Source organism: Kordiimonas sediminis (assembly GCF_014656395.1).
In the GTDB taxonomy this organism is placed as follows: domain Bacteria; phylum Pseudomonadota; class Alphaproteobacteria; order Sphingomonadales; family Kordiimonadaceae; genus Kordiimonas_A; species Kordiimonas_A sediminis.
This window is the reverse complement of sequence record NZ_BNCI01000001.1, coordinates 562,582-576,205: the sequence shown is the minus strand read 5'-3', so window position 1 is coordinate 576,205 and position 13,624 is coordinate 562,582. Positions and strand designations below refer to the sequence as shown.

Here is a 13,624-nt window from a genome sequence, read left to right as displayed (position 1 = left end):
ATCATGGGAAAGATTTCATACGGTCGTGACGAGGAAGTCGTTCAGCGCATGCGCCCTGAACCAATGACAGAAGCAGAAGCAAAGGCACAGGATACAATCGATGATGTAGAGTTTGAAATATTCAAACATAAAATGCATATGATTGGTCTTGAAGGTAAAGAAACAACCATGAAACTTGGGGCCTCTACGGCCATGCGTTTTGGCGATGTTGCTTTCGGTATCTTCACAGCACAGGGTGATCTGGCAGTATGTGCCACGGGTATTTATCACCATGCTGTTCTTGGCCAAATTCCGCTGAAGTATATTGTGAAGCATTTGGTGGAAGAACCTTCCGTTGGAGTAAAAGACGGCGATAGTTTCTTCTATAACGATCCATATTACGCAGGGGTTCACAATGCGGATATGGGGCTGTCAGTGCCTGTGTTCCATGAAGGTCGTCTGATCTGCTTTATCGGTGCCGCCGTGCATACGGGTGAAGCGGGCGGGTCCGAGCCGGGCGGCACAGTGACCGCCGCAAAAAGCAAGTATGATGAAGGGATGCTGATTCCACCAATTAAGGTTGGTGAAAACTATCAGCTGAAAGAAGATCTCTTGAACATGTTTGCTGCCATGAACCGGGACCCCCGGACCATGATCCTGGATATTAAGGCACGTCTTGCAGCAACCCGTATCGCGCAGCGCCGCGTTCTTGAGGTAGTTGAAGAAAAAGGCGCTGATTTTGTCATTGGTGGTCTGCGTAAAATTCTGGCGATGACTGGACAGGCAGCTCGCAAGAAGATCTCCCGTCTGAACGACGGTGTATATCGTCAGCCGCGTTTCCTTGACACGCTTGGCGAAGATTCCGGCCTTGTTAAAATTGATCTGACTGTTATCAAAAAGGATGACCAGATTACCCTTAATCTGGAGAACAGCTCACCCATGTTGATGGACAGGCCGTGTAACTCCTATTTTCAGGGTATCATTGGTCTTGCCATGGTGTATTTCTGCGGCTGGCTGTTCCATGACCTGCCTCCCAACAATGGACTATTGGAGGCAATAGACTGGAAGTTTCCAGACGGGTCGTTCATTAATGCCAAAGGCGATGTGGCAACATCCATTGCGCCGCTTGTGCAGATCACTTTCACCCACGGCATGTTCCAGTCTGGCGCCCGGATGACATATGCGACGATGCCGGAACGGTCTGTGGCATCATGGTTCAGCGGATTTTCTATCCCGACATTTGGTGGACTGAACCAGTTTGGCGAGCCTGTGGCAGATATTACGCCAGAGATTAACGCAACCGGGTGTGGTGCCCGGATGGATATGGACGGTGTTGATGCGGCGGGTGCGTTCTTCGCAACCATGGCTGACTGTTCAGATGTTGAAACAACCGAGGCAGACAAGCCGTTCCTGTATGGGTTCCGCAATTACTATAATGGTTCTTACGGCCATGGTAAGCGCCGTGGCGGTGCCGGCCTTGGCTACAGCCTGATCACCCACGACACAGACTATCTGTTGATGGGGTCACATGGTGGCGGGTCGAAATTCCCAACCACGCAGGGTCTTTTCGGCGGATACGGTTTGCCAAGTCTGTTCGTGCGCAAGGTCGCCCACAGTAACTTTAAGGAACTGCTTGGGGAAAGTAATGTCGACCTCCCGACGTCCCTTGAACATGTGTATGACGGCACAAGCCCAGAGACAGGCTCTGTCTCGCACGGCAATATCAGTGCTGTTGTTGAACCCTCTGCAGACGGTGATGTGGTCTATTCATATGCAGGTGGCGGCGCTGGCCTTGGCGATGCGCTGGAGCGTGATCCAGAAGACATCATGCGTGATCTGGCAACTGATATGGTCAGCGAATGGGCTGCAACAAACATCTACTGCATTGTGTATGACAAGGAAACAATGCGTCTTGATGTTGCCGCAACCGAGACTGCCCGTGCTGCCAAACGCAAGGAACGTATTGCATCTGCCAAGCCTTATGATGCCTTTGTCAAGGAGTGGGAAAAGCAGTCACCACCACAGGATGTTCTGCGTTATTACGGTGAATTCCCGCATCCTGGAACCAAGGCACTGGTAGCATAGAAAGGCTGGTCATGGGACTGGAGTTCAAAAACAGAACAGTACACGGTGTTGTCGAACAGCTTTCCAGTGTGCGCGCCAATGATAGGTTTCTGACTTTTGAAGATCAGGCGTTCAGTTACGCGGATGTGAATGCATCCGCCAATGCTGTCGCGGCTGGACTGCAAAAGCTGGGAATAGGCAAGAATGACAAGGTAGCGGTTATGATGAGTAACCGTCCCGAGTTTCTGTTCACCTGGTTTGGACTGTCCAAACTGGGGGCGGTAGAAGTACCTATCAATACTGCCCACAAAGGCGCTCTCCTGTCTTATATGCTGTGTATGTCTGACAGTGTTGCACTGGTGCTGGAGGCGGGCTTTGCAGATCAGGTGCGCGATGTGCTGTCTGACCTGGGTGTGATTAAGCATATTATTGTTCTGGATGGTCCTGTATCCCTTGATGACCGTGTATGTTCCTATGACCAGATGATAGAAAATGACGGCAGCTTTGACCGTGTGCAAGTGCTGCCGTCTGATCCTTGCGCCATGATGTTTACGTCTGGTACGACCGGGCCGTCAAAGGGTGCGCTGCTCCCCCATAATTATCAGCTTGTTATGGCTGAAATTATTTGCAGCATGGCTGAATACACCGAAGATGATTGTCTTTATAACGCCTTGCCGCTTTTCCACGGCAATGCACAGACTCTGTCGACAATGCCAGCACTGATTAGCGGTGCACGCATGGTGCTTGCCAAACGTTTTTCTGCCAGCAGTTTCTGGTCAGATGTCCGCAAGCATGGCTGTACCGAGTTTAATTATATTGGCGGTATCCTTGCTATCCTTCTGAAGGCTGAGCCACAGGATGATGACCGGGACAATCCGCTGCGGGTAATGGTTGGCGCAGGTGCCAACAAAGAGATTTTCACAGCATTTGAAGACCGGTTCGGGGTCCAGCTTGTCGAAGGCTACGGCATGAGCGAAATTGGAACGCCCCTGAATACATCACCTGGCGACCGCCGTCCGGGCAGTTGCGGAACGCTTAACCCCGGTTATCAGGTTAAACTGATTGATGATGACGGGGAAGAGGTTGGACCAAACACTCCGGGTGAACTGCTGATCCGGCCGCTGCAGTCCAGTAGCATGATGCTGGAATATTATAAAATGCCTGAAAAGACTGTCGAAGCATGGCAGGACTTATGGTTCCACACAGGCGACTATCTGATGCAGGACGAAGAAGGCTATTTCTACTTTGTTGACAGGAAAAAGGATGCCCTGCGTAGACGTGGTGAAAATATTTCTTCCTTTGAAGTAGAGCAGGGCGTCAATGCTCATCCCTGTGTCCTTGAATCTGCCGCTGTTGCGGTGAAATCTGAACTTGGCGAAGATGAAGTGATGATTTGTGTCGCTCTGAAGCCGGGTCAGCACTTGTCCGCAGAAGATCTGATTGCACACTGCGAAAAACAAATGGCGTATTTCATGGTCCCTCGCTATGTACGCTTTCTCCCGGTACTTCCCAAAACTCCCACCGAGCGTGTGCAAAAATATCAACTGCGCGATGAAGGGGTGACACCAGACACCTTTGACCGTGAAGCGGCTGGCAAGGGGCAGTAAGCATGAACGACTTTTCACAAATTCCGCCCGTATATGCCGGTATTTTCACAGCTGATAAGCCACCTTCCCTGATAGGGGGACAGTGTACGTCGTGCGGAGCGCATCATTTCCCAAAGCCCGATATTTGTCCTGACTGTCTGTCAGAAGTACGCGGTGCAGATTTTGGTCAATCGGCGACCATCTACAGCGTGACGACCGTTCGGACGCGGGCACCGCTTGGTTTGCCGAGCCCTTACAGCGTAGCGCTTGTTGATCTGGAGGATGTGCCGTGCAGGATATTTGCGCTGATGGACCCAGAGCAAGCCGGGTCTTTCTCGATTGGTCAACGGGTTTCCCTCCATGTTGCGCCCATCGGTGTCAATAACGAGCAGAAGGCCTGTCTAAGGCCCTATTTCAGCGCAGATAAGTAAGCGATAAAACCATGGTATCTATTATAGGAACAGGCATAATTCCCTTTGGTCGTCATCTAGAACGATCGATCGTTTCAATGGCGATAGAAGCCACCCGTCGGGCCCTGGATGATGCAGCCATCACCCGGGACCAGATCGGTGCCTGCTATTTTGCCAATGCCCTCGGAAGCTCCCTTTTTGGGGACACCACCCTTGGACAGAATCTGACATCTGCCATGGGGATGGTAGATCTTCCTGTGGTCAATGTTGAAAATGCCTGCACATCGGGCTCAACAGCTTTTTATCTTGCAAGAAACGCCATCCTGGCTGGCGAGTGCGACATCGCCCTTGTCGTTGGGTCAGAGAAGATGTGTGTCCCTGACTTTGGTCTGATCAACTCCGGGGCAACCGAGCTGGATACGTTGCTTGGGATGGTAACACCTGCGGGCTTTGCCCTTAGGGCGAAACGCCATATGCATGAGTTCGGCACAACACCCGAGCAGTTGGCCGCTGTTACCGTGAAAAGCAGACAACATGCATCCCTTAATCCGATCGCACAGTTTACGAAGCCTGAGACAACAGAAAGTGTTCTCGCAAGTCCGATGATCGTGGATCCGTTCACGCGTCCGCAGTGTTGTCCTATTGCGGACGGTGCAGCGGCCCTGATCTTAGCAGGCGATCGGGTCGCCGCTCAAATGGACAGGGCGATTGCTATTCGGTCTGCCGTTCTGACATCAGGTCGGTATGAAAATCCAGCCGATTTAACACGCTGGCATACGGATTATGCCTCGGTTGCGCTGGCCTATGAAAAGGCCGGTACCACGCCCGAGGACGTTGATATTGTTGAATGCCATGATGCTTTTTCAATCGCAGAAATCCTGCACTATGAAGCCCTTGGTCTATGTGAGAGAGGCGAGGGCGGCAGGTTCGTTGAAAGGGGCGATGCCTCTTTGGGCGGCAAGGTTCCGGTCAATGTGTCCGGTGGCCTTCTCAGTCGCGGCCATCCGATTTCCGCAACAGGTGTAGCGCAAATCGTAGAGCTTGTGACGCAGTTACGACAGGAAGCAGGCGACCGACAGGTCGAAGACTGCAACCTCGGAGTGGCGCACTGTATGGGCGGTGACAAAAAGGGAGACACCAAGTCCTGCACAGTGGCGGTTTTATCGCGGTAAGGCCGCGACTTTTTTGGACCCAGTTTTGGGAAGATGGGAGAGAGAATATGTTTAAGATTACCAGAATGCATCGATTGCTGGGAACAACCGTATTATCGGGTAGTTTACTGGCAGGCGTAGTAACTGCGCCAGCCGCGACCGCACAGGAGGGCGGTTTCCAGTTAGAGGAAATTACAGTGACAGCGCGTAAGCGGGTTGAAAGCCTGCAGGATGCGCCTGTTTCTGTAACGGCCTTTACACAGTCAGGCCTGGCGAACAAAGGTATTACCAATGTCAGCAATATTTCGGCCTATACACCGAACGTTGACATTAACCACGGCAAAGCAGATGGCGGCAGCACCAATGCATCTATCTTTATCCGCGGTGTTGGTCAGAATGACTTTATTTTCCCAACTGATCCGGGCGTGGGCATCTATATGGACGGTGTCTATATCGCGCGCAGTATTGGCGGCATGATGGATCTTGCTGATATCGAGCGGGTTGAAGTGCTGCGGGGTCCACAGGGTACGCTGTACGGTAAGAATACCATCGGTGGGGCGATCAATATTATTTCCAGTCGCCCTGACGGCGAATTTGGCGGTAAGGTCAAGGCCACTATTGGCCAGCGTGACAGGTTGGATATTGAAGCAGACATCAAATTCCCGATCACGGATGACAAAGTCTCCGCCAAAGTGGCAGTGGCGTCTAAAAACCAGGACGGATATGTAAAACGCACGTCGGATGGTTTGGACCTTGGGGATACCAATGTTGATGTTATCCGCGCTGGTTTGAATGTGAATGCCAGCGAGGATGTGACGGTATATCTGAATTTTGATGCCAGCCGCATTCGTCAGAACGGTGCGCCGGGCACCTTGCTGGAAACGTTTGATTCACCGGGTAGTTTGTATGGTCTTTATAATGCCATCGGAGCGCCGTTAATTGCCGCAATGGAAGGGTTGCCCGAGGGCAGTATTTATGATGACCGGTATGTAACGGGTGATCCGTACTTGTCTAGCGGTACAGGGCCAACGCAGGATAAAAATGATACCTGGGGGCTAAGCTCGACAATTGACTGGGCACTGTCTGATACCGTTGCGTTGAAGTCCATTACGGCGTACCGCGAGATGGATGCTGTTATTCAAACGGACATTGACTATTCACCGTTCCCGGTAATCCATACGGATGAAGAACAGGACCAGAAACAGTTCAGTCAGGAAATCCAGCTGAGTGGTGATGCGTCTGACGGCCGCTTGTCCTGGTTGCTTGGCGGCTATTATTTTAACGAGCAGATAAGTGATCAAAATCTGACCCTTCTGGCGAACGGTCTGTATCAATCCCTGGAGATGATGCCAGGTGCCTTTGTTCCCCTTGTGCCGGGGATAACCTGTCCGGCAGCACCGCCAGCACCGTGCGTTGGCGGCGCCGGCAATCCGCTAAATAGTATGCTGGACTTGGATGTCAGTCCGACGACGAGCCTTGATACAGACAATTTGGCGGCATTTCTCCATGTCAGCTATGATATCAGTGAGAAGCTTTCGGTAACCGTTGGCGGTCGTTACTCCTACGAGAAGAAAACCTATTTCATCGACTCGATTTACCCGGCATCGGGACGTGTTGCGACTCCGCCGACAGAAGACAGTCAGAATTGGTCGAAGTTTACGCCTAAGTTTGGTCTTGATTATCATGTGAATGAGGATGTGCTTTTGTATGCGACTTATTCCAAAGGCTTTAAAAGCGGTGGCTGGAACCCGCGGCCGTTACAGCCTGCAGAGTTCAAGCGCTACGATCAGGAAAATCTGACTGCGTATGAAGTTGGTGTGAAAAGCCGCCTGTTGGACAACCGCATGACCCTTAATGTCGCGGGTTTCCTTAGCAACTATAAAGACCTGCAGCTTTTCTCCAATTCGGTTAACCCAGAAAATGGATCCCTGCTATTAACGGTTGATAATGCAGGTGATGTCGATATCTGGGGTTTCGAAGCCGAGATGGTTGCACGCCTGTCAGAAGGGTTCGATGTGAATGCGGGCATCGGTTATATGGACAATGAGTATAAAAGCCTTGCTGCATCAACGGGCTATTCAATTGACAACAAACTGCCTAACGCTGCTAAATGGACACTTAATGCAGGGGCGCAGTATGGTTTCGATCTGAATAACAGTGGCCGGTTGACGCTGCGCGGCGATATTGTCCACCGCAGCAAAACTTTCAATAATCCGCAAAACACGCCTGAAATTGCTCAGAAGGCCTACACCGTTCTGAACGGTCGTCTGACGTGGGACAGTGCTGATGAAGATTGGCAACTGGCTGTATTCGTCCTGAATATTACGGACAAGGAATATTTCACCAGTGCAGAGTCTATTCCGGCATTTGGTATCAGGAACGCAGTATATGGGCGCCCACGCGAATGGGGCCTCTCTCTCTCTCGCTCGTTCTAAGGTTACTTAATGCAGGATTGGATGAATGGGCCGGTACTCCGGCCCATTTTGTTTTGCAGCATGTCCGCCCCGTGGGGCGGCAAACTCTTTCAAGACTTAGGATGCTAAGGCCTGTTTCAAAGGGGCCAGTTCTTCTTCGACGGCTTTCCACTGTCCCATGCCTTTCGTATAGATAGGCTGTCGGACCTGCTCACTGCTTGCGGTTCTGACCGGGCGTTTATTTTCAAAGAAGCGTAGACAGTTTTCTTCAAATGGCAGGCCAATATGGTCCAGTATCGTGCGAATAGTCGCTTCTGTATTTTGGACCATATTTTCATATTGAACGGTCAATACTTTTCCCGGTAATGCCTCGTTGAAATGGTCAATAACCCTTAAGTATCCTTTGTAGTAAGCACCGATGTGGCCCAGGTTATAGCTATATTCATGTCCAGCAGCGAAATGCTGGCGGTATGCACTATAGCCGCAATCCATCGGGTCTCGGCGGGCATCAATGATAATAGCCTGGGGCAGGATTTTGTGGATAAGGCCGATACGTTCATAGTTGGGCGGCAATTTATCGATGAAATAGGGCTTCCCAGTGCGGAAGATTGCGCTGTTATCCAGATACTGTTGCCCATAGGCAGTGAGCGCATCAGGACTGAATTTTTGCAGGCTTTCAGGATAGTCGCATTTAAACCGTCTGCCGCCTTCGATACGGATGGTGCGTTCCAGATTGGGCAGGGTATTCAGTTCCATGGTCCCTTCAATGGCAGAATGGCTGGCAAGGATTTGTTCTATCAGAGTTGACCCGGCCCGCGGCATACCGACGATAAAGATCGGGGTCGGGCCGGTGGGCACTGTTTTTGCCTGTTGCTGTAATGTCTGGCTGTCAAATGAAGCCAGTAGCCTGGTGATAAACTGGTCATTTTTACCGGGATCAAAATCTATGTCCGGGCGCAGGTTGTTTGCGACTGTATATTGTGCGAAGGCTGCCTTTGCATCGCCGCGGTTTTCAAATGCCTTTGCAAGTGCGAACGCAGCCTGTGACCGCTGGGCTGCATCCAGCGTTTCATCATCCACCAGTGTCTGCATATCTGCTTCATCCTGCGGGGTGAACTGAAATGTCTTCAGGTCGGCAAGTCCCCACCAGCCTGCACCGTTCCCCGGTGTGTTCTTGATGCAGGCCCGGTAAGCTTCTTCGCTTTCGGAACGCTGCCCCAAAATTTTTAGAGCATGACCGCGCATCAGGTCCAGTTTGCCGCGTTCTTCGCTGCCGCCAGGCAATAGGGCAATTGCCTTGTCTGCATGGTCGAGCGCGCTATTGAAGTCACCAACATGGCCAGCGACCCGTGCACGTATCCAGTGGCTGGTGACACTTGGATCAAGGGTTACCAGCATATCGGCGACTTTGATTGCCTTTTCATAGGCGCCAACTGCCTCGTATGCCTCGCTCAGGGAGCGATACAGCATGGGGTTCGCTGGATACTGTGCCAGCGAATGTTCCAGTATTTGTGCCTGTTCTTCATGGGCACCGACAGTGCTGGCAAGATAGGCCAATGCAAAGGCACCGCGCGGATGTCCATTAACACGTGCCAGCATGTTGCGTGCGGTTCCTTCTGCGCGGGCGAAGTCCCCTTTCTTTATAGCTTTCTGCATTTTGGGAAATTCAGCACCCAAGGGGTCTGTATTTTCGCAGGCCTCATTGGCTGTCAGTGCTTCTTTCATATTGCCACACGCAAACTGGGCCTGTGCAAGAAACACCCAGGCCTGATAGAAATTTGGTTGTAGTTTTGTTGCTGCCTGCAGCCCTTCTACCGCGAGCGCCAGATTGTCAGCTTTCATTGCGAGAAAACCCAGATCAGCCTGCGCAGCAGCGGACTGTGGGAACCGCCTGGCAGTGTCACATAATACCTTGAGGGACGCGTCCTTTTCACCCGCGCGCATCAGTGCTGTGGCATAGAGAGACAGTGCGGTTTCGTCGTCCGGGTTATCAGTTACATGCGCTGCAAGCGTTGGAATTGCCTGTGTCCATTGTCCATTTTTGATGAGGTCAGCCATTTTGCTGTGAAAAGACATACGCATGTTCCCGATCTTTAAAGGTTGGCTTAGATACAAGTGAGGCGGCAACTTGGGGTCACCGCCTCGTTTACTGTATTTTAGTCTGGCCTAGAAAGTAAAGTCCAGGCGAACAGCAAGATTTCTCTGATCGCCGTATGTTTCATACAGCGTATTACCGGACCAGTCGCTCCGGGAACGGGAGCGGCGGTAAGTAATGATGTTTGTATTCAGAACATTATTCACATGCAGGCTCAGGCGTGCATTCTCGTTGATCTGAATAGAACCGGACAGATTCACAACTTCATACGCAGGAGAGACGTCAGAATCTTTTGTATTAAAGTGTGATTTATATTCACCGTAACCGGCAACATCCAGACGCACACTTGCTTCACGGCCATACAGTTCAAATTCCTGATCCAGTGCTGCATAGAAGTTATACTTAGGCACCATGGTCATATCGTCACCATCTTTGGCACCCAGTGATTCTACGTCACTGGTCATTTTTGAATCTGTATATGCAGCGTTCAAGATCAGCTTCAAGCTGTCTGTAATGGTTGTAGTACTTTCAAACTCCAGACCACGGGACCGTGCAGACGCCGCGTTTGCCGTGTAGGAGAAGCCACAGGACGGCATATAGACAACAGCCTGTACGTCGGTCCAGTCGATCTGGTACACAGCGGAAGAGAACTGAACCTTACGGTCAAACGCAAAACCTTTGAAGCCGATCTCATAGTTCTTGATCTTGTCTGACGAATATCGGTCAGTGTAAGAGCCGATATTCTCGTCGTTGCGACAGTCAGCAGGTGCGTTCGGGCCGTTGTTACCACCCGGACGGTAGCCTTCGGAATAGATCGCAAAAACGGCGAAGTCATTGGACGGCATCCAGTTTACACTGATTTTCTTCCGTGTGCCGCTCTCACCGTCTTTGGTGATTGTTTCCTGGGGTTCGTCGCCGATCCAGATGCCTGATACTTCATCATGCAGGTCATCTTTCAGATCATAATAGCGAAGGCCACCAGTTACTTCCAGCTTGCCAGCGTCTTTCAGGTCAAACGTGTAGCCTGCTTCACCAAAGAATGCGAGCTCGCGCGTGTTCCACTTGTGAACGGTGTAATTGTAGTTTTTGGTCGGGTCGCCATACAAGTCAAGGCCGATCTGAGTTGGATCACCCAGGCCCCAGTATTCACCCCACAGGTATGCTGCAATCGCACGGGACTTGTTGTCGCTGGCGTGATACTGCCACTGTCCGTCAGGAGTCTTCAGACCGATGTCCTTGTCGTAGAAGCCACCAACGGTCCACTGAAGAGGTCCTTCGCCGTTGGACTGCAGGCGCAGTTCATGTGTCCAGCGATCATTGCCGTCCTTGTCGATGATCCATGTGCGGAACATATCGTTCGCATCAAACTGTGACCAGCCAGACTGACGGCCATCATAGGTATTGCGGCGCCAGGAACCTGAATATTCCAGATCAACACCGTCGACCAGGTTATATTTTTCAACATTCAGGACAACCAGATTGGATGTTGTTTTAACGAATGGGTCCATGATCTGCCAGACAGCAAATTTCGGGTCGTGACCATTAAGCTGACCACCGCGACATTCCGACCGCTCAGTTCCTTCAGGGCAGCTTGGGAAATCGAAAGCGACATCATAGCCGTATTTCGCATCGGGGTTGGCTGTCAGGATCGCTTCATAATAATAATCAGGCGTGGACCGGTCCGCATCAGAGCGGGTGCTTGAATACTCACGAGAGTTCACGAAAGAAAGATTAACTTTCGTGTCTTCGTTCGGAGCCCACAACGCCTGTGCGCGGATGAAGTGGTCTTCATTCGTGCCTGTATTATTGGTGTATGTGTTCAGAATTTTACCATTTTCTTTGGCGGCAGAACCCGTCACACGGAACGCCAGTTTGTCTTCAACTACAGGAATGTTGACATACCCAGAGCCGCGAACACCAACACCCGGGCGGTTCTTCTCTGACAGGAACAGGGCAGAGCCACCAATTTCCATTTCATTCAGGTTTGGCTTTTTGGTGATTACGCGAACCGTACCACCAATTGCATTTGAACCGTACAAAGTCCCCTGCGGACCACGCAGAACTTCTACACGCTCAATATCATAGAGGTTGCTAAAGTCGTATGGAATACCGTCGGTAAAAGTAGAGGTTGTACCCGGTGTGCTGTCGTTACCGCCAGCAAGACCGCGCAGGATCAGTTCGCCACGTGGGCTGGCTGCACCCGCCACAGAACGGAAAATCTCTTCCTTGGTGACAAGGTTCCGTTTCAGGATTTCTGTTTCGCCAACAGCCGCGATGTTCATCGGAACTTCTACGATCAGTTCCTGACGTTTCCGTGCTGTTACGTAAATCTCCTCAAGACTTGCAACTTCTTCCTCTTCTGCAGCCATTACTGGTGCGTTTGGCGCCGCCAGTACCCCAGCTGCAACAGAGCCTAATAATAACTTTTTGAAATATTCTGAATTGCGCATGAATATTTCCTCCCTAGCTAAATTGTTAACGCGTTAAATTTAGTGCCACGCGTACTAGATCAAAAGTTACAGACTGATACAATCGTTTATGGGGGGTTGTCTGACATTAAGGCTGTATTATTTGCAGGTGTGGTATTCCTGACACAATGCGATAGTCATTTCAGGGTATGGTTGTACTTTTCCGTTGGTCCCTGCCAAGGCTCACCCCATCTCAAATCTATTTAAGCGTGTTCGGCTTTTTGTTACGAGCGCACCGCACGTACTAGCCATCTGTTAAAGGACTTTACATTGAACAAAATCATACTGGCTGCCCTTTGTATCAGTCTCCAAACCTTTACAGCAGGGAGCGTTTGGGCATCGGATTCCGATTTATCCTTTAAGCCTGTGCATATCACTGATGGTATTTACAGTATTATTTCACCGTCCTACGGCAGACCAACGGTAGAAAATCAGGGGTGGAATTCAAATAGCTATTTTGTTGTGACAGACACAGGCGTGCTGGTGTTTGACACAGGCTCATCCGAGAAAATTGGGAAAGCAATCATCGGGGCTGTACAGACCATAACGGACAAACCAATACGGTGGGTGATAAATTCTCATAGTCATGCTGATCACTGGTTGGGCAATGCCGCCTTTGCAGATTTGGGCGCTGAGATCCTTTCTTCACCGCAGGCGATTGATACAATGAAAAATGACGGGCCGCTGGATGTCAAAGCCTTCGCGCAGATGACAGAGGGGGCCACAGGCACACCGCGCCTTTCTTTGCCGGGCATTATAATAAACCATGGTGAAAAACGCCTCTTTGGGGACTTGGAGGCTGCGTTCATTTTCTCAAATGACGGTCATTCTCCCGGCGATATATTGGTATATCTGCCTGGACCCAATGTGGTTTTGGGCGGGGATGTCGTTAGCTCTGACTATTTGCCGATCATGACACACCACGGAAACCTGACAGCCTTGATAGAGAGTTTGCAGGCCCTAACGGCATTAAACCCCGCGATTATTTTGCCCGGACACGGCCAGCCAACAACCACCAGATCCGTTATTCGTGATAGTGAGTTATTGCGCGACGTCGTAAAATTAGTGATGAACGGCAAAGCAAACAGTAAAAGCCCTGAGGAAGTCACTAGGGATGTGGTGACTGCACTGGGGCCAAAATACCGATCTGAGTATGCTGACTTTGACGCCAATAGCCAGTATCTGGTCACGATGATCTACCGGTCAACTGTCTCAGACCCTGATGGTGGCTCAGGTCGCTAGAAGATACAGCCCTGTGGTTTGATATGGGGTTTTAAGAAAACCTGTCTGGGCCACGGCAAATAAGTATTTGACAGATCTTGGATAACTAAGGGAAAATTCTCGCCTTAGATGTATTAACTAGTCTTAAATTAAAGGTTGAGGGTGCTTTTTGATTGGTCAGGGGTCGAGAAAGATTATGACTCTAAGACATTATAAGGACCAGAATGGCTAGCGCA

8 protein-coding genes are annotated in these 13,624 nt (G+C 50.7%); 6 read left to right on the top strand and 2 right to left on the bottom strand.

The genetic code is table 11. From position 1 onward, the window contains the following. Positions 1 to 3: 3 nt before the first annotated feature. The 5 genes from IE181_RS02575 to IE181_RS02555 are packed head-to-tail and all read left to right on the top strand — an operon-like array spanning position 4 to position 7,625. Complete coding sequence (locus IE181_RS02575) at positions 4 to 2,064, top strand: hydantoinase B/oxoprolinase family protein (RefSeq protein ID WP_191249987.1); 2,061 nt, start codon at positions 4 to 6, stop codon at positions 2,062 to 2,064. Between the two features lie 11 nt (positions 2,065 to 2,075). Continuing rightward, positions 2,076 to 3,650, top strand: a complete 1,575-nt coding sequence (locus tag IE181_RS02570) for an AMP-binding protein (RefSeq protein WP_191249986.1) — start codon at positions 2,076 to 2,078, stop codon at positions 3,648 to 3,650. A gap of 2 nt (positions 3,651 to 3,652) precedes the next feature. Next, entirely contained in the window at positions 3,653 to 4,060 is a 408-nt protein-coding gene (locus IE181_RS02565; protein ID WP_191249985.1) for a Zn-ribbon domain-containing OB-fold protein, read from the top strand. 11 nt (positions 4,061 to 4,071) lie between these two features. After that, the gene (locus IE181_RS02560) at positions 4,072 to 5,211 is read left to right on the top strand and encodes a thiolase family protein (RefSeq protein ID WP_191249984.1); all 1,140 of its coding nucleotides are present in this window, start codon (positions 4,072 to 4,074) and stop codon (positions 5,209 to 5,211) included. 47 nt (positions 5,212 to 5,258) lie between these two features. Further along, a complete protein-coding gene (locus tag IE181_RS02555) occupies positions 5,259 to 7,625 on the top strand; it encodes a TonB-dependent receptor (RefSeq protein ID WP_191249983.1) in 2,367 nt (788 codons plus the stop codon). Between the two features lie 96 nt (positions 7,626 to 7,721). Here the strand turns inward: IE181_RS02555 and IE181_RS02550 are convergent, their stop codons facing one another. Further along, positions 7,722 to 9,680 (bottom strand): tetratricopeptide repeat-containing sulfotransferase family protein, encoded by a 1,959-nt coding sequence (locus tag IE181_RS02550; protein WP_191249982.1) that lies wholly within the window; start codon positions 9,678 to 9,680, stop codon positions 7,722 to 7,724. A 90-nt stretch (positions 9,681 to 9,770) separates the two neighbouring features. Further along, positions 9,771 to 12,149, bottom strand: coding sequence for a TonB-dependent receptor (locus tag IE181_RS02545; RefSeq protein ID WP_191249981.1), 2,379 nt, complete (start codon positions 12,147 to 12,149; stop codon positions 9,771 to 9,773). 288 nt (positions 12,150 to 12,437) lie between these two features. Between IE181_RS02545 and IE181_RS02540 the strand changes: the two genes are divergently transcribed. Continuing rightward, positions 12,438 to 13,409, top strand: coding sequence for an MBL fold metallo-hydrolase (locus IE181_RS02540; protein ID WP_229819100.1), 972 nt, complete (start codon positions 12,438 to 12,440; stop codon positions 13,407 to 13,409). The last annotated feature ends 215 nt before the right edge of the window (positions 13,410 to 13,624 follow it).